Annotated in this window: 12 protein-coding genes; 8 read left to right on the forward strand and 4 right to left on the reverse strand. The window is 72.1% G+C overall.

Annotated features, from left to right (window positions below):
• Positions 1-49: 49 nt before the first annotated feature.
• The 7 genes from BLW09_RS01130 (at position 50) to BLW09_RS01160 (ending at position 9,693) form a co-directional block, all read left to right on the forward strand.
• Positions 50-1,027 (forward strand): ABC transporter permease, encoded by a 978-nt coding sequence (locus BLW09_RS01130; protein ID WP_089907369.1) that lies wholly within the window; start codon positions 50-52, stop codon positions 1,025-1,027.
• On the forward strand, positions 1,024-1,917 hold the full coding sequence (locus BLW09_RS01135) for an ABC transporter permease (RefSeq protein WP_231946977.1): 894 nt from the start codon (positions 1,024-1,026) through the stop codon (positions 1,915-1,917). The genes BLW09_RS01130 and BLW09_RS01135 overlap by 4 nt, the downstream gene beginning before the upstream one ends.
• Positions 1,917-2,849 carry an N-acetylmuramic acid 6-phosphate etherase gene (gene murQ / locus BLW09_RS01140; RefSeq protein ID WP_089907371.1) on the forward strand — a complete coding sequence of 311 codons (933 nt, stop codon included), beginning with the start codon at positions 1,917-1,919 and terminating at the stop codon, positions 2,847-2,849. The genes BLW09_RS01135 and murQ overlap by 1 nt, the downstream gene beginning before the upstream one ends.
• The gene (locus BLW09_RS01145; protein WP_089907373.1) at positions 2,849-4,072 is read left to right on the forward strand and encodes an anhydro-N-acetylmuramic acid kinase; all 1,224 of its coding nucleotides are present in this window, start codon (positions 2,849-2,851) and stop codon (positions 4,070-4,072) included. The genes murQ and BLW09_RS01145 overlap by 1 nt, the downstream gene beginning before the upstream one ends.
• A complete protein-coding gene (locus BLW09_RS01150) occupies positions 4,069-5,244 on the forward strand; it encodes a serine hydrolase domain-containing protein (protein WP_089907375.1) in 1,176 nt (391 codons plus the stop codon). The genes BLW09_RS01145 and BLW09_RS01150 overlap by 4 nt, the downstream gene beginning before the upstream one ends.
• The gene (locus BLW09_RS01155) at positions 5,241-6,887 is read left to right on the forward strand and encodes an ABC transporter ATP-binding protein (RefSeq protein WP_089907376.1); all 1,647 of its coding nucleotides are present in this window, start codon (positions 5,241-5,243) and stop codon (positions 6,885-6,887) included. Before BLW09_RS01150 ends, BLW09_RS01155 begins: the two co-directional genes overlap by 4 nt.
• A gap of 100 nt (positions 6,888-6,987) precedes the next feature.
• Complete coding sequence (locus tag BLW09_RS01160) at positions 6,988-9,693, forward strand: FAD-binding and (Fe-S)-binding domain-containing protein (RefSeq protein WP_089916506.1); 2,706 nt, start codon at positions 6,988-6,990, stop codon at positions 9,691-9,693.
• Positions 9,694-10,760: 1,067 nt separating this feature from the next.
• Here BLW09_RS01160 and BLW09_RS01165 read toward each other — a convergent pair.
• The 3 genes from BLW09_RS01165 to BLW09_RS01175 all read right to left on the reverse strand — a co-directional run bounded on the left by BLW09_RS01165 (position 10,761) and on the right by BLW09_RS01175 (position 12,691).
• A complete protein-coding gene (locus BLW09_RS01165; RefSeq protein ID WP_089907378.1) occupies positions 10,761-11,912 on the reverse strand; it encodes a mandelate racemase/muconate lactonizing enzyme family protein in 1,152 nt (383 codons plus the stop codon).
• A gap of 63 nt (positions 11,913-11,975) precedes the next feature.
• Positions 11,976-12,371 (reverse strand): SRPBCC domain-containing protein, encoded by a 396-nt coding sequence (locus BLW09_RS01170; RefSeq protein WP_089907380.1) that lies wholly within the window; start codon positions 12,369-12,371, stop codon positions 11,976-11,978.
• Positions 12,368-12,691 carry an ArsR/SmtB family transcription factor gene (locus tag BLW09_RS01175; protein WP_089907383.1) on the reverse strand — a complete coding sequence of 108 codons (324 nt, stop codon included), beginning with the start codon at positions 12,689-12,691 and terminating at the stop codon, positions 12,368-12,370. The genes BLW09_RS01170 and BLW09_RS01175 overlap by 4 nt, the downstream gene beginning before the upstream one ends.
• Before the next feature lie 118 nt (positions 12,692-12,809).
• Between BLW09_RS01175 and BLW09_RS01180 the strand changes: the two genes are divergently transcribed.
• The gene (locus BLW09_RS01180; protein WP_089907385.1) at positions 12,810-15,638 is read left to right on the forward strand and encodes an HAD-IC family P-type ATPase; all 2,829 of its coding nucleotides are present in this window, start codon (positions 12,810-12,812) and stop codon (positions 15,636-15,638) included.
• Here BLW09_RS01180 and BLW09_RS01185 read toward each other — a convergent pair.
• Positions 15,635-17,494, reverse strand: coding sequence for a DUF2207 domain-containing protein (locus tag BLW09_RS01185; RefSeq protein WP_231946979.1), 1,860 nt, complete (start codon positions 17,492-17,494; stop codon positions 15,635-15,637). The genes BLW09_RS01180 and BLW09_RS01185 overlap by 4 nt on opposite strands.
• Between the last annotated feature and the right edge of the window lie 74 nt (positions 17,495-17,568).

Below are 17,568 nucleotides of genomic sequence, written 5' to 3' on the forward strand. Positions count from 1 at the left end.
GTCGGGGCGGGCCGCGCGCCCGCCCCGGCGTCCGACCCTCCGGGCTCTCATGACTCGATTCCTGCACGTCCTCCGCCATCCCGTCACCCGGCGGATCGGCGAAGCGCTCCTCACCCTCGTGGGAGTGTCCATCCTCACCTTCGTCATCCTCCGGGTCGTCCCGGGCAACCAGATCACGGCCGCGTACGGCACCGCCGCCGGCGACCTGACGCAGGATCAAATCCGCCAGCTCGAGGCGTACTACGGCATCGACAAACCGCTGATCGTGCAGTATTTCGACTGGCTCGGCGGCGTGCTGACCGGGAACCTCGGGATCAACACCACCTCGCACCAGAGCGTCGTGCAGATGACGGCCCAGGCGCTCCCGAACACGATCGAGCTTGCCGTGTTCTCGATCATCATCGGCCTGCTGCTCGGCATCCCGGGCGGGGTGTTCGCGGCCAACCGTCCCGGCCGGTTCGGCGACAACGTCACCCAGTTCGGGAGTCTGCTCGCGCTCTCCATCCCGTCGTTCCTGCTGGCGACCGTGCTCGCGACCTGGCTGGCGAACTCGTTCGGCTGGTACCCGAACGGCGAGGGGTACAAGACGCTGCTGCAGAATCCGGGGCTCAACCTGCAGCAGATGATCCTGCCGGCGCTCGTGCTCGGGATCAGCATCGCGCCGCCCGTGCTGCAGACCACCCGGACGGCGATCCTGTCCATCCGCGCGGAGGACTACATCCGGACCGCGCGGGCCAAGGGCGTTCCGGAGCGCAGGCTCCGCGTGCGGCACGTGCTCAGGAACGCGCTCATCCCCGTGGTGACCATGACGGGCCTCCAGTTCGGCTTCCTCCTGGGCGGCGCGCTGGTGGCCGAGCAGATCTTCGCGATCCCCGGGATCGGACGCCAGGTCCTCCTCGGGCTGAACCAGAAGGAGTACGCCGTGGTCCAGAGCACGGTCCTCCTCATCGCGACGATGTTCGTGCTGGTGAACCTCCTCACCGACATGGTCTACCGTGTCGTCGACCCGAAGGTGCGTGTCCGATGAGCGCCGCGACCGGCATGAGCAACGTCCCCGACGTCGCCATCGACTCCAGCCGCCGCTCCCGCGCCTGGGTCGCCGCCTTCCGCTCGGTGCCCGGCATCACCGGGCTGGTCCTGATGGGCATCGTGATCGTGCTCGCCCTGATGGCGGCCTTCGGTCTGACCCCGTACAACCCCGCCCACCAGGACGTCTCGCAGGCACTGAACCCGCCGAGCGGCACGCACTGGTTCGGCACCGACCAGTTCGGGCGGGACACGTTCTCCCGCGTCGCGGCCGGGCTCGCGAACTCGCTGCTCATCGCGCTCGTCTCCGTCGCGGCGGCCGCCGTGGTCGGAACCCTGATCGGCGTGCTCGCCGGCTTCTTCCTCGGCGTGACCGACCGGGTGGTCGGGATCGTCACCAACGTGCTCTTCGCCTTCCCGTCGCTGCTGCTCGCGCTGGCGCTGGCCGCCACGCTGCAGCGGAGCTGGCTCACGGTGGCCATCGCGATCGCCGTGGTCTACATGCCGATCTTCGCGCGCGTCGCCCGCGGGCCGGTCCTCACGCTGCGCACCACCGAGTACGTCGCGGCGTCGACCGCCATCGGCCGCAGCCGGTTCTCGACCCTGTTCACGCACGTCCTGCCGAACATGCGCGGGATCCTGGTGGTGCAGGTCACGCTTTCGCTCTCGTGGGCGATCCTGACCGAGGCGGCGCTGAGCTTCCTCGGCTTCGGGACGCCGCCGCCCGCCGCATCGCTCGGAGGCATGGTCTACGAGGCGCAGGCGCTGACCAGCGTCGCCCCGTGGATGCTGCTCTTCCCGGGCGCCGCGCTGATCTGCGCCGTCATCGGGCTGAACCTTCTCGGCGACGGCCTGCGCGCCGCCCTCGACCCCAAGACCGGAGGCCGTTGATGGCTACGAACTCGCCCGACGCCGAACTCGACGAACTGATGACGGAGGCGGTGGCCGACGACGACCTGATGCTGGACGAGCTCAGCGTCGCGGAGCTGGTCACGCTGATGAACGATCGCGACTCCCGGATCCCGGGGGCGGTGCGTGACGCACTGCCGACCATCATCGCGGCCATCGAGGACACCTCCGAGCGCGTCCGCGCGGGCGGACGGATCATCTACGTCGGCGCCGGCACCAGCGGCCGGCTGGGAGTGCTGGACGCCTCCGAGATCCCGCCGACCTTCGGAACGGACGGGGACATCGTGCTCGGGCTGATCGCCGGGGGCCCGACCGCCCTGGTCAGCTCCATCGAGTCCGCGGAGGACAGCGAGGAGACTGGCCGCGCCGATCTGGGGAACGTCGCGCCCGGTCCACTCGACACGGTCGTCGGCATCGCCTCCAGCGGCCGAACCCCGTACGTGCTCGGCGCGCTGCGTCTCGCGAACGAGAGCGGAGCGCTGACCGTGGGGCTCTCGTGCAACGTGGACACCCCGATCTCCGCGATCTCACGTCACGGCATCGAGATCGCCGTCGGGCCGGAGGTCGTGACCGGCTCGACCCGGCTCGGGGCGGGCACGGCGACGAAGCTGGTGCTCAACATGATCTCCACCATCAGCATGATCCGGCTCGGCAAGACCTATAAGACGTTGATGGTGGATGTGAAGGCGACCAACGCGAAGCTGCTGCGCCGGGCCGTGCGGATCGTCACACTGGCCACCGGCACGGACGACGAGACGGCACGGGTCGCGCTCGACGCCGCGGACTGGAACGCCAAGCTCGCCATCGCGACGATCGTCACCGGGATGAGCGTCGAGGACGCCCGGAGCGCGCTCGACGCGGCCTCCGGCGTGCTGCGCACCGTCGTCGCCTCTGCCCCGAAGGCAGAGATCTGATGCGCGTCCTCGGCATGATCTCCGGAACCTCGCACGACGGGATCGACATCGCGATCGTCGACATCGACGGCGCCGGCGACGGCGCCGTCGCCTCGGCGACCGCGACCATCGAGTACACGACGTCCACGCCGTACTCCGCCGGTCTACGGGCGCGCCTGCTCGCGGCACTGCCCCCCGCCGCGGTCGGATTCGACGTCGCCTGCGAGCTGGACACGGCCATCGGCCAGGAGTTCGGGGAGGCCGCCCGGGCGGCGCTCCGCGCTCACGCCGATGGCGGGTTCGGCCCGGTGGACCTCGTCTGCTCGCACGGGCAGACGGTGTTCCACTGGATCGAAGACGGCCGGGCCCGCGGGACGCTCCAGCTCGGCGAGCCGGCGTGGATCGCCGAGGCGACCGGGCTCCCGGTGGTGTCCGACCTGCGCGCAGCCGACATCGCCGCCGGCGGCCAGGGCGCTCCGCTGGTGCCCATCCTCGACACGATCCTGCTGCGCGGACTCGGCGCCGACGGCGTCCGCGCCGGCGCGCTGAACCTCGGCGGCATCTCCAACGTCACCGTCGTCGCCGCGGGTGAGGACCCGGTCGCGTGGGACATCGGGCCGGCGAACGCGCTCGTCGACGCCGTGGTCACGCACTCGACGGAGACGCCGGAGAGCTTCGACCGCGACGGCCGCCTGGCGTCGGCGGGGACCGTGGACGAGGCGGTCCTGCGGCAGTTCCTCGCCGAGCCCTACTACGCGCTCCCCACCCCGAAGAGCACGGGGAAGGAGCTGTTCCACCTCGACTATGTGCTCGAGCAGCTGAGCCGCACCTCCCGCGACCTCTCCCTCCCCGACCTGGTCGCCACCCTCACCGAGCTGACCGCCCGAACGGTGGCGGACGCGATCCGCACCGCCGGGGTCGAGGTGCTGATCGTCTCGGGCGGCGGTGTGCGCAACCCGGTGCTGCTCCGGCGCATCGAGGAGCTGCTGCCCGGCGTGGATGTGCGCACGAGCGACGCCCTCAGCGTCCCGTCCGACGACAAGGAGGCCGTCGCCTTCGCCCTGATCGGCTGGGCGACGGCGAACGGGCTCCCCGCGAACGTCCCCAGCTGCACGGGCGCCTCGGGTCCCCGGGTCCTCGGCCGGATGACCCCGGCGCCCGGCGCTCCGCTTCCGCGGGGCGAGGCGCTGAGGGAGTGGCCGCGCGTCGAGTTCCGTCGCGACGCGGAGGAGGTGCGCCGGTGAGCGGCCTCCAGACGTACGTCGATCGCCTGCTGGGCCTCGGCGAGCCCGGGACGCATCCCGCCAGCGCCATCGTCGGCGTGCGCACCGCGGCCGGCGTGCAGGTGGGATGCGGCGGCTGGGCCGCTCCGAGCGATGAGGGGGCGGAGGCCGTCCCGATGAGCAGGGACCTGCTGCTCGACCTCGCGTCGGTCACCAAGGTCGCCGCCACCACGGTCATGGTCATGCGCCTCGTCGAAGAGGGTCGCCTCCGCCTCGACGATCCCGTCCGCGAGCACCTCCCCACGTTCCGCGGCGGCGACAAGGACGGCGTCACACTGGAGCAGCTGCTCACCCATACGGCCGGTCTCCAGCCGTGGTGGCCGCTGTATCTGGAGACCACCGATCGCGACGCCGCGATCGCCCGCGCCCAGGAGCTTCCGCTGGCGAGCGCCCCGGGCACGGAGTGGCGGTACTCCGACCTCGGCCTCATCCTCGCCGGGGCGGTGGTCGAGCGAGTGACCGGTCGACCGCTGCGCGATGCCTACCGGGCGATGGTCGCCGAACCGCTCGGGCTCACCAGTGCATACGGGCCGGTTCCCGCCGCGTCCGCGGTCACCAGCGCGGACAGCGACGCCTACGAGTTCCGGATGATCGCCACCGGCACGCCGTTCCCGGTGCCGTTCCGGCCGGACGGGTTCGACGGCTGGCGCGGCGGCCCGATCCGCGGCGAGGTCGACGACGGCAACGCCGCGCACGCCCTCGGCGGCGTCTCCGGTCATGCCGGTCTGTTCTCGACGGTCGATGACCTGCTCGCCCTGGGCGCTGCCCTCCGCGACGGCTTCGTGTCGGACGACGTGCTGCACGCGTTCAGCCGGCCCTCGGCGGTCGACCCCGAGCAGGCGGTGGGCTTCCGTCTCAGCACGATCGCGGCCGGCGGCCGATCCGTCACCCTGCTCGGGCACGGCGGCTTCACCGGGACCTGGTTCGGCTTCGGGCTCGACGCCGACGTCGTCGTCGCGGGTGCGGCGATGCGGCTCGTCGGGACGACCGGACCGCTGCCCCGGGACGCCGACAACAACACGCGCCCGGCGCCGGTGACCGGCGACGCCATCCAGTCCGTGCTGCTCGACGCCGCCGCAGCGGCGCTGGCGGCCGAAGCCTCTCCCGTCACGACGAACGCCGAGGAACGATGAACAGCGACAACCAGCAGACCGTCCGCGAGCCCGTCCTGAGCATCCGGGACCTCTCGGTCACCTTCACGACCTCGCGCGGCGAGGTGGAGGCGGTCAAGCACGTCAGTCTCGATGTCGCGGCCGGCGAGACCGTCGCCATCGTCGGCGAGTCCGGCTCCGGGAAGTCGACGCTCGCCGCGTGCGTCAACCGGCTGCTCGCGGAGAACGGCAGGATCTCGTCGGGCACCATCCTGCTCAAGGAGCTCGACATCACGGCCGCCCCGGAGAAGGCGATGACGTCCATCCGCGGCAACCGCATCGGGCTTGTGCCGCAGGACCCGATGACCAATCTGAACCCGGTGATGAAGATCGGCGCGCAGATCGTCGAAGCGCTCCAGGTCCACGGACGGGCCACGGGGCAGGCGGCGAAGCAGGAGGCCATCCGGCTGCTCGAGCGGGCCGGCATCGCCGACGCCCCCGCCCGGTTCAACCAGTACCCGCACGAGTTCTCCGGCGGGATGCGGCAGCGCGTCCTGATCGCCATGGCGCTGGCCTGCCGCCCGGAGGTGCTGCTCGCCGACGAGCCCACCTCCGCACTCGACGTGACCGTCCAGCGCCTGGTCCTCGACCAGATGGGCCAGCTCGCGTCCGAGCTCGGCGCGGCCGTGCTCCTCATCACGCACGACCTGGCGCTCGCCGCCGAGCGCGCCGACCGGGTCGCGGTGATGTTCCGCGGCGAGATCGTCGAGACCGGGCCGGCGGCCGAACTCGTCGCGCATCCACGGCACGAGTACACGCGGCGTCTGCTGGCCGCAGCGCCGGGGATGGCCAGCGCGAAGGTCGCCCCCGTGGTGGAGGCGGCAGCCGACGGCGCGGAACCGGAGATCCTCCTCGACATCGCGGGCGCGGTGAAGAAGTACCGCATCCGCGGCCGGTCGGAGCCCTTCCTCGCGATCGACGGAGTGAGCCTGCAGGTTCCGCGCGGGCAGACCGTGGCCATCGTCGGCGAGTCCGGCTCGGGCAAGTCGACCACCGCACGTCTCGCGCTGAAGCTGGAGGACCCCGACGGCGGAACCGTCTCCTTCCGCGGTGTGGACGTCTCCACCCTGTCCGGCCGCCGTCTGCTGGAGTTCCGCCGCTCGGTGCAGCCCGTGTTCCAGAACCCGTACGCGTCGCTCGACCCCAGGTACACCATCGAGCAGGTGGTGGCGGAACCGCTGCGGGTGCACAGGATCGGGGATGCCGCCGGCCGCAGGAAGGCGGTCGCCGACCTCCTCGACAAGGTCGCGCTGCCCGCGTCCTTCGCCGACCGGTATCCGCACGAACTGTCCGGCGGGCAGCGCCAGCGCGTCGCCATCGCGCGCGCCCTGGCGCTCAACCCCGAGCTCGTCGTCATGGACGAGGCGGTCAGCGCCCTGGACGTCCTGGTGCAGGAGCAGATCCTCGACCTGATGGTGTCGCTCCAGCGCGAGCTCGGGCTCTCCTACCTCTTCATCAGTCACGACCTCGCCGTGGTGCGCCTGGTCGCCCACCAGGTCTACGTGATGCGCGCGGGCACGGTCGTCGAGAGCGGAGAGCCGGATGCGATCTTCGAGGCGCCGCAGCAGGAGTACACGCGCCAGCTGATCGCCGCGATCCCCGGCACGTCGCTCGCGGTCGCCTGACACGAAAGGTCCATCGGTGGCCCCCTCAGTGGAACTGGCCGAGCGGCTCGAACGGCTCGCTCCCGGAACGGTGCGCGACCGCGCGATCGACCGTCTGGCGATGGCGCACGACGCCTCGCACTACCTGATGACGCCGCTCGGCGTCGTGACCGTGCGCGACACTGCGCATCTCGCCGCGCTGCTCCGGCTCTCCGGCTCGTCCGGCACCCCGATCGCGTTCCGCTCCGGCGGCACCAGCCTCTCCGGGCAGGCGTCGACCGAGGGGCTGCTGCTGGACACCCGCAGGAACTTCCGCGCCATCGAGGTGCTCGACGGCGGTGCGCGCGTCCGCGTCCAGCCCGGTGCGACGGTCCGTCAGGTCAACGCGCGGCTCGCCCGGCACACGCGCAAGCTGGGCCCCGACCCGGCGAGCGAGGCCGCCTGCACCGTCGGCGGGGTCGTCGCGAACAACTCCAGCGGCATGTCGTGCGGCACCGAGTTCAACACCTACAACACGATCGAGTCGGCGGTGCTGGTGCTGGCCGACGGCACCGTGCTCGACACGGCCGCCCCGGACGCGGACGAGCGGATGAGGGAGGCGGCCCCCGCGCTCTGGCACGGGCTCGCCGAACTGCGCGATCGGGTGCGCTCCGATCCGGCGATGGTGGAGACCATCCGCCGCCAGTACGCCATCAAGAACACGATGGGCTACGGCGTCAACGCCTTCCTCGACCACGATTCGCCGGTGCAGCTCCTGCTCCATCTGGTCGTCGGGAGCGAGGGGACGCTGGCTTTCGTCGCCGAGGCCACCTTCCGCACCCTGCCCGTCCGCGCGCACACCGCGACAGGGATGCTGTACTTCCCGACCCTCGCGGACGCGACCGGCGCGCTGCCCGCGCTCGTGGCCTCCGGTCTCGCCACCGTCGAGCTCCTCGACGCCACCTCGCTGCGGGTGGCGCAGCGCGATCCGGGTGCGGACGACGAGCTCCTCCCGCTGCGCGTCGACCGGCACGCGGCGCTGCTCGTCGAGTACCAGGAGGCCGACGCCGATGCGCTCGCCTCCCGGCTCGCCGCCTGGCCGGAACTCGTGACGGTCCTCCCGCTCGTCCAGCCGGCCACGCTCACACAGGACCCCCGCCGGCGCGACGCCCTCTGGCACATCCGCAAGGACCTGTATGCGACCGTCGCAGGCAACCGGCCGTCGGGCACCACGGCGATGCTGGAGGACATCGCGGTCCCCGTCGCCGCTCTCCGCGAGACCTGCGAGGGCCTGACCGCACTGTTCGACCGTCACGGCTACGAGGACAGCGTGATCTTCGGGCACGCCAAGGACGGCAACATCCACTTCATGCTCACCGAGCGCTTCGACGACCCGGGCTCGACGCAGCGCTACGCGGAGTTCACCGAGGAGATGGTCGCGCTCGTCCTGCGCAACGGCGGGACGCTGAAGGCGGAGCACGGCACCGGGCGGATCATGGCGCCCTACGTCCGCCGCCAGTTCGGCGACGACCTCTATGGCGTGATGCTGCGGGTGAAGGAACTCGCCGATCCCCGCGGGCTGCTCAATCCCGGAGTCCTCCTCAACGAGGATCCGGACGGCCCCCTTCAGCATCTGAAGCTCACCCCGACGGTCGAGGCCGAGGTCGACCGCTGCGTCGAGTGCGGCTACTGCGAGCCGGTCTGCCCGTCCAAGGACCTCACCGTGACGCCCCGGCAGCGCATCGTGCTGCGCCGGGAGCGCGAGCGCGCCCGGCTGGCAGGCGATGCGGAGCTGGTCGCCGAGCTGGACCGCGACTACGGCTACGACGGCCTCGACACCTGCGCCGCCGACGGGATGTGTCAGACGGCCTGCCCCGTGCGCATCGACACCGGCAAGCTGGTGAAGAGGCTCCGCGCCGAGCACGACCATCCCGTGGCGGGTGCCGGCTGGGATGCCGCGGCGAAGCACTGGGGGACGGTCACGCGGGCCGGCGCGACGGCGATGACGACCGCGAAGCTGCTCCCCGCTCCGCTCGTGACCGCCGTCACCGATCTGGGCCGGGCGCTGCTGGGGGCGGACGATGTGCCGCGCTACGACGGCGGCCTCCCGCGCGGCGGCACCCCGCGGCGCGCCAGAGCGACCGCCGACGCGGTCGCCGTCTACGTTCCGTCGTGCATCGGCTCGATGTTCGGGCCGGCCGACGCGTCCCAGGGGGTCCGGGACGCCTTCCTCGCGCTGTGCGAGCGGGCGGGCGTCGCCGTGACGATCCCGGAGGGCGTCGAATCGATGTGCTGCGGGACGCCGTGGACGTCGAAGGGCAACCACGCCGGCCACCGCACGATGGCGGCGAACGTCCTGCCCGCCCTCCACGAGGCCACGCGCGGGGGAGAGCTGCCGGTCATCTCCGACGGGGTCTCCTGCACGGAGGGCTTCCTGAACCTGGCCGCCGGCAGCGGTCTCACGGTGATCGACGCCGTCGCGTTCGTGGAGAGAGAGGTGCTGCCCGCGCTGTCGGTCCGCGCCCCGTTCGCGTCCATCGCGGTGCATCCCACCTGCTCGTCCACCCACCTCGGCGTGACCGACCCGATGGTCCGGGTGGCGTCGGCGATCAGCGACGATGTCGTCGTGCCCGTCGACTGGGGCTGCTGCGCGTTCGCCGGCGACCGGGGGATGCTGCATCCCGAGCTGACCGCGTCCGCCACCCGCGCCGAGTCCGCCGAGCTCGCCGGCCGGGAGTTCGCCGCGTACGCCTCCGCGAACCGCACCTGCGAGCTGGGCATGACGCGCGCGACGGGCAAGCCGTACCGGCACATCCTCGAGCTGCTCGATGACGCGACGCGGACCTGAGTCCGTCCAGGACGGCGCGCTGATCCTCGGCTTCGTCGCGCTCGGGGCCGTCGGTGCGGTGATCCCCGCGTCGATCCCGGCGGTCGCCGAGCGAACCGGCGTCGCCCCGGAGGAGCTCCTCCCCAGCGTCTCGCTGCTGTTCCTCGGCCTCTTCGCCGGTGTGCTGGTCACGGCCGTGCCGCGCCGGGGACGCGCCAGGACGCTGCTCCCGGTCGGTTCCGCCCTCCAGGTCGCCGGCCTCGCACTCGTCGCCTGCGCGACCTCCGCTCCTCTTTTCTTTCTGGCTGCGACCGTGACCGGGCTGGGTTTCGGGCTCGTCGAGGCGAGCGCCACCGCCCTCTCTCGGGCGCGCTCCTCCGAGGGCACCCCCGTCCGGCTGACCGTCCTGAACGGTGCGTCGGCCGTCGCGGCGGCGGGAGCTCCCCTCCTCATCGCGTTCGTGCCCGCAGCCGCCCTGTGGGCGCCGGTCGCGGCGCTCGCGCTGGTTCCGGCCGCTGGGGCCGTGCTCGCCGCGGTCGCGCGCGCGACCTGGCCCGGCGCGGCGGAGGGATCGGCGCCTCCGCCGCGGGTGCAGAGGGGCGCCGGACGGCGGCTCTGGCCGGTCGGCGCGGCGCTGTTCCTGTTCGTCGGCGCCGAGACCGTGCTCGCGGGCTGGTCGAGCACGCTGTCCCAATCGCTGTTCGGTCTCGCCGGCGCGACGGCGGCGGTGGGGACGACGGCGTTCTGGACGCTGATGGCCGTCGGCCGCTTCGCCTGTGCGGCGGTCGTGGCCCGTGGGGTTCCCGCGCGGGTGTACCTCCCGGCCGCCGTCGGGGCAGCGTCCGTCGTGGCGGTGCTGTCGGCCATCGTCGGGCAGGGTGTCGGCACGGCGCTCCTGATCGGCGCCGTCGTCCTGCTGGTCGCCCCGGGTTACGCGCTGCTGCTCGGGTCGGCGCTCGCCGCCACGACGCGTGAGGGTGCCGACCGCACGGCGAGCATCCTCGTGGCGGTGGGCTCGGCCGGAGGGTCGGCGATCTCCTTCGCGGTCGCCGTCACCGTCGGGTCGGCGCCCGCGGGAGTGCTGCTCGTCATCGCCGGGCTGCTGGCGGGATGCGCGCTGCTGTCCCTGGCTCCGCTGCGCTCGTCGCGAGCGACGCGATCCCCGTCCCCGGCGCGTCCGACAGCCGGATCCACGGCCCGCGATAGCTGACCCCGCCCTCCACCGGGCTCGACGCCAGCCACAGCCCGGCGTCGAGGTCCTGTGCGCCGTGCAGGGCTCCGGTCTCGGCGAGCGCGGACGCGACGGCCGCCGCGCTCGCGATGCCGACGTGGCTCTCCGACATGCACCCGACGAACACCGAGACGTCCCGCTGCCGGGCGAGCTCCGCCAGGGCCAGCGCCTCCGCGATGCCGCCCGTCTTCGCCAGCTTGATGTTGATCCGCGACACCGCGCGGCTGGCCAGCACCTCGCGCAGCTGGCGCGTGTTCCAGACCGACTCGTCCGCGACGACCGGTGTCGTCGTCCGCTCGCTGACGTACGCCAGCCCGGCGATGTCGTCGCGGTGCACGGGCTGCTCGACCAGCTCGACCCCGACCGCGTCGTCCCGCCAGCCGTTGACGATCCGCACCGCTTCGTCCGGCGTCCAGCCCTGGTTCGCATCCACGCGGATCGCGATCGCGTCGCCGACGGCCGCGCGCATGCGTCGGACGATCGCGTCGTCGTCGCCACCGGCACCGGTCTTCACCTTGAGCGTCGTGAAGCCGTTGCTGACGTGCTCGAGCGCGGTCCGGATGAGGTCCTCCGCGTCGTCGGCGGTCACGGCGGCGGACAGGGTCATGTCGGACTCGATGCGGTCGGCCCTGCCGCCGAGGTACCGGTGCAGGGGGAGACCCGCGGTCCGCGCGGCCAGATCCCAGATCGCGCACTCCACGCCCATCCGCGCGGACGGGTTGCCGACGACGGCGCGGGCCAGCCGGGCGGACGCCTCCCGGGGATCGTCGGACGGCATCCCGACGGTGGATGCGGTGAGCGGTCCCGCCACGGCGCTCGCGACGCTCTCGTGGCTCTCGCCGGTCACCCGCCAGCTCGTGGGGGCCTCGCCCCATCCGCTCCGTCCGTCCGCATCCCGGACCTCGACGAGGAGGGCGTCCACCGTATCCGCGCGCCGCACGGAGGTCACGAACGGCCGCACGAGGGGGACGCTCCGGCGGTGGACGATGACGCTCTCGATCTGTGCCATGCGAGCCCCTCGTGTGAAGAATTTACCGAAGTCGTATCTGTTCGGTAAATAGCGTACCGGGCGTCACGCCGCTTCGAGGTATGCCCTCAGTGCGTCGATGATGTGCCGCGAGCCGTCGACCGTCTCCTGCCCGTGACCGCCGGAGTGCACGAGGGTCACCGTGCAGCCGTCGCCATCGGGCTCGACCGTCCAGGTGAGGGTTCCCTGGTCCTCGCGTCCGCCGTCCCACGCCGCGATGAACTCGTGCGTGTAGGAGCGCGGCGGGTCGTAGGCGAGCAGGCGGCCGGTGATCTGGAGCTCGTCGTCGGCGTAGTACTCGATCAGTTCGCCGACCGTCCAGGTCGTGCGCACCTCCGAGTCGAAGTACCACTTCGCGGTCTGGGCGGGGTCGGTGATCGCCGCCCAGGCCGCCTCGGGCGGTGCGTCGATCCGGACGCGGTAGACGCGGTCCTCTGTCATGGTCTCTTCCCTTCCAACTCCTTCTTGAGCGCGGAGAGCCCGGCTCCGGCGCGCGCGCCGAAGTCATCGATCCAGCGTTCGGCGAGCTGGACGATCGGCACCGCGTTGAGGTAGCACAGCCGCTGCCGCCCGACCTTGCGGGTGACGACCAGGTCGGCCGCTTCGAGCACGCGGATGTGCTTGAGCACGACATGGCGCCCGAGCGGCGCGACGTGCTCGGTGAGGGCGGCGATCGGCTGCCCGTCCTCGGCGCGCAGTGCGTCGAGGAGGCGTCGCCGGGTGGGATCCGCGATCGCGTGGATGACGTCGTCCGTGCTCACGACGACAGATTAGGTGACCGTACAGTCACCTGTCAATGGTGGATGCGTGCCGCGGCCCGGCGATCCTGGCTCGGCTCGGGAGATGTCGCTAGGTTGTCCGCATGGGGAGCGCTGCGACATGACCGACACCACGACCGCTGCTCCCGGCAGGGCTGACGGCCTCTCGTCGTCCGAGGTCGCCCGGCGGGTGGCGGACGGGCAGACGAACGCCTTCCGGCAGGATGCCAGCCGGAGCGTCGGCAGCATCCTGCGGGCGAACGCGCTCACCCTGTTCAACGGCATCATCGCGGCGTGCTTCCTCGTGCTGCTTCTCCTGGGCCGCTGGCAGGACGCCCTGTTCGGCTTGAGCGCCCTCGCGAACACGATCATCGGGTCGGCGCAGGAGTTCCGGGCGAAGGCCGCGCTCGACCGGCTGGCGGTGCTGCACGCGCCCCACGCGCGGGTGATCCGCGACGGCGCCGACGCGCAGATCGATGTCGCCGAGGTCGTGATGGACGACCTCCTGGTGCTGCGCGCGGGCGACCAGGTGCCGGCGGATGCGAAGGTCGTCTCGGCCGGGCACCTGCAGCTCGACGAGTCGCTGCTGACCGGCGAGTCCGATCCTGTCGACAAGTCGCCGGGGGACGAGGTGCTGTCCGGCTCGGTCGTGGTCGGCGGCGAAGGTCTGGCCACGGTCGACCGGGTGGGGGCCGCATCCTTCGCCAACACGCTCTCGGCGCAGGCCAAGAAGTTCTCGCTCGTGGCGAGCGAGCTGCGCTCCTCCATCGACCGGGTGCTGCGCTGGGTGACCTGGGTGGTCGGCCCGATCGCCCTCCTGGTGTTCAACGCGCAGGTCATCGCTCTGGGCGGCTGGGACGACACGATCTCGAGCGGCTCGTGGCGGCAGGCCGCCGTCAACACGATCGCCGCGGTCGTGGCGATGATCCCGCTCGGGCTGGTGCTGATGACCAGCATCGCCTTCGCCGTCGGCGCGGTGAAGCTGGCGCGGCAGCAGGTGCTGGTGCAGGAGCTGGCGGCGGTGGAGGGACTGGCGCGCGTCGACCTGGTGTGTCTGGACAAGACGGGGACGCTGACCGAGGGCGACATCGAGTTCGACGCCGAGCATCCCCTCGCGGACCAGCCGGACGGCTGGCGGGAGGTGCTCGCCTGGTACGGAGCGGAGCCCGACGCGAACGCCACCGCGCGCTGTCTGGCCGTGCCGTACACGCGGACGGTCGCGTCCGAGCCGACCGGGCGCATCCCGTTCTCGTCGGCGCGCAAGTGGAGCGCGGTGTCGTTCGGCGACGCCGCACCCGGCACCTGGGTGCTCGGCGGACCGGAGATGGTGTTCGCCGACGACCGGCTGGCGGAGCGGACGGCGCAGCTGGCGGCATCCGGTCGCCGGACGCTTGTGCTTGCACACTCGCCGCTGCCCCTCCCGGACGAGGAGCGCCTGCCGGATGGGCTCCGACCCGTCGCCCTGCTGACCTTCCGCGAGCGGATCCGGTCGGATGCGGCCGAGACGCTGACGTACTTCGCCGGGCAGGGGGTGGCGGTACGTGTGATCTCGGGCGACAACCCGCAGACCGTCGCTGCGATCGCCCGCCAGGTGGGGCTGGACGCGCCGACCGGGTTCGACGCGCGCGAGCTGCCGTCCGACCCGGCCGAGCTGGCGCGGGTGGTCGAGGACAACGTCGTCTTCGGCCGGGTCACGCCCGACCAGAAGAAGGCGATCGTCGTCGCCCTCAAGTCGGCCGGCCACACCGTGGCGATGACCGGCGACGGCGTCAACGACGCGCTCGCGATCAAGGAGGCCGACATCGGCATCGCGATGGAGTCGGGCGCCGCCGCGACGAAGGCGGTCGCCCGGATCGTCCTGCTGGACGGCAGGTTCTCCCACCTCCCGAGCGTCGTCGCGGAGGGGCGGCAGGTGATCGCCAACATCGAGCGCGTTTCGATGCTGTTCCTGACCAAGACCGCGTACGCGACGGCGCTCGCTGTGCTGTTCGGCGCCTTCGTGCTGCAGTTCCCCTTCCTGCCGCGTCAGCTCTCGGTCATCGACGGCCTGACCATCGGGCTCCCCAGCTTCTTCCTGGCGCTCATGCCGAACGCGCGGAGGTATGTGCCCGGGTTCCTCGCCCGCTCGCTCTCCTTCGCGGTCCCGGCCGGAGCGGTGATCGCCCTCACCCTGTTCCTCTACTCGTGGTCGGCGGGGTCGGCCGGCGTGGGCCAGCCGGAGCTGCGCACCGGGTCAACGCTGATCCTGACCATCGTGGGCCTCTGGGTGCTGACCGTCCTCTCACGCCCGATCGACGGCTGGAAGGTGCTCATCATCGGCTCGATGATGATCGGCCTGGTGGTCGTCTACACCGTCCCGCTCGTGCGCGATTTCCTGGAGTTCACCGAGGTCTCGGTGGTCACCGCCCTGCTCGTCCTGGTCTTCTCGGCCCTGTGCGTCGGACTCATCGAGATCGTCCGGTTCGTCCATCGGCGCTTCGTCCACCGGCACACCGCCGCGCACTCGCCCGTGACCGCCCGGGCGGACGCGGACGACGAGCGGGTGCGTCCCCCGGCCGAGCTGCTCGGCGCCGTGGTGATCTGCTACATCGCGGGAGTGCTCGAGATCCTCGCGGGCATCGTCCTGCTGTTCGTCCGCTACGGGGACGGCCTCAGCAGCCTCGAGCGAACGGTCATCACCGTCGTCGGGGCCGCCACGATCATGCTCGGACTGCTCGTGATCTCGCTGGGCTCCGGGCTCACCCGGGCGAGACGGGATGCGCGGGTGCTGCTGACGGGCCTCTTCGGCATTTCCCTGCTCCTCGGCGCGATCGTCATCATCACGGACGGCAGCGTGACCGTGTTCCGGCTCGTCGACCTGGCCGTCAGCCTGGCCGTCATCGTCGTGCTGTGGACCGGCCGCACGGCACGGTTCTTCCGCGGCACGCGGCACGGCCCCCGACGGTCTTAGACGCCTCCGCCGCCGCCGCCTCCGCCCCCGCCGCCGGAGAACCCACCCCCTCCGGTGCCGCCGGACGACGAGCTGCTCGCGATCGTCGTGCTGGACGAGATCCCGCTGACCATCTGAAAGAGCACGGCGGCGTTGAAGGCCGTCTGGCCGGCGTACCAGGTGGGCGTCTGCCCGGTCTCCTCGTAGAACCGGCCCAGCTCGGCCAGCCACTTCTTCTCCTCGCCGAACAGGACGGCCCAGGGCAGGAGGCGCTCCGTGAGCTTCAGCATCTCGCGCGGATCGTTCACGGCGACCGGCACCCGCTCCGCGCCCTGGGGCGACTGCAGGTACCGGATGCGGTCGGCTTCGGCGAGCTCCACGTACATCCGCAGGCCGTCGGCGTATTCGCGGAGGGTCGTGCCCGCGCTGGTCAGCGGCGACCGCGCCACCAGGACGGCGGCGGCGACGAAGAGCACGACCGAGCCGAACAGGATGCCGAACGGCGCCGCCCCGCCGTACTCGCCGGCCATGGTGACCACAGAGCCGACCACGGCGAGCAGGGTCGCGCCCAGCGCCGTGAAGAACACCGCGCGGACCGGTCCGCGCGGCCCCGTCGTGCGGTAGCCGTAGCCGGTCGCATCCTTGTGCACCCGCTTCTGCACAGCGGAGACCGCCCGGGCGACGCGCGGGTTGGACTTCCCCAGCGTCAGCGTCGTGCCCGGAGCGAGCGCGTCGCCGAACAGGGCGCGCAGGGTCTCCAGTTCGTCGGTGGTCGGGCGCGGGTCGCGCAGTGCCTGGCGACCGGTCGCCTCGGTGGAGACGAGCTCCAGCGTGTAGGAGGGCCGGCCGAGGAATCCCGTGGTCTGCAGCACGCGCACCCGTCCGGACACCGCCAGATCGAGGGTCTGCGCCGCCACCGCCTTGCTGGTGCGCCTCGTCAGATCCGCCGTGAGCAGGAGTCCTTCCTTCGGCGGGACGTACTCCGGGATGATCGTGCCGCGTCCCGGAGCGTCGCGCAGCAGACGGATGCGCACCACGATCGCGCCGATCAGGGCGAGGATGCCGAGCAGCAGCCCGGCCACGGCCACGTACCCCCAGCCGGTGTCGAACAGCCCGTCGGCGCGCGCCACGAACGTGCCGGGCGCGAACCCGATCGCGAACGTCAGGTTCTCGCGCGGGCCGAGCCGGTCGGCGCTGAAGCGGAACCCGTCGGCGGTGCGTTCGACGGTCGCGGGCTCAGAGGAGCCCTGCGCGCCGCGGTACGCGGACGTCGTGCCCTTGAGGGCTTCGGCCAGGCCGGAGCCCAGGTGGACGGTCGCCGTCACCCGGTCGAAGGGCTGCGCCCACGCGGTCCCGTTGGTGTCCCAGTAGAACTCGTCGTCGTCGGTGTCGGCGAAGTGGCGGGTGACGTTCGTCTGCCGGTACGTGATGACGTAGGTCTGGTCGCCGTGGACGTAGTCCTTCGCCGCGATCGTCAGCGACAGGATCCCGTCGGAGGAGTCGCTGCTGTACGGGCGCGGTGTGCCGTTCTGGTCGGTCACCGACACGACCTGCAGGTCGGTCGGGTGCCCGTCGTAGTCCTCGACCAGCTCGCGCCGGATGCCGTGGTTCTGGTCGATCTCGGGGAAGCGCGCGACGAGCGTCTCGACGGTGGTGAGCGTCGAGTGCCCCTCCGCATCGCGGCCGAGCCGGTAGTCCGCGTCGAAGCTCGCGAAGGTGAAGTCGTCGACGCCGGCGGGCGCGGCGACCGGTGCCGGGGCCGGCACGTGCGCCTGCGCGGGCGGGGTGGATGCGCTCAGCACCCCCGCCGTCACGAACAGCGAGGACAGGGCCACGGCGACCGCGGCCGCGGTCATGCGCCGAACCCGGACTCCCACGCTCCCATCCTGTCACGGCGTCCGACACGGGGTGCTCCCGGCGTGCGCGGAGGGGCAGGATGGACGTCGAGTCG

Origin of the sequence: Leifsonia sp. 21MFCrub1.1 (assembly GCF_900107895.1) — a bacterium.
GTDB lineage: Bacteria > Actinomycetota > Actinomycetes > Actinomycetales > Microbacteriaceae > Leifsonia > Leifsonia soli.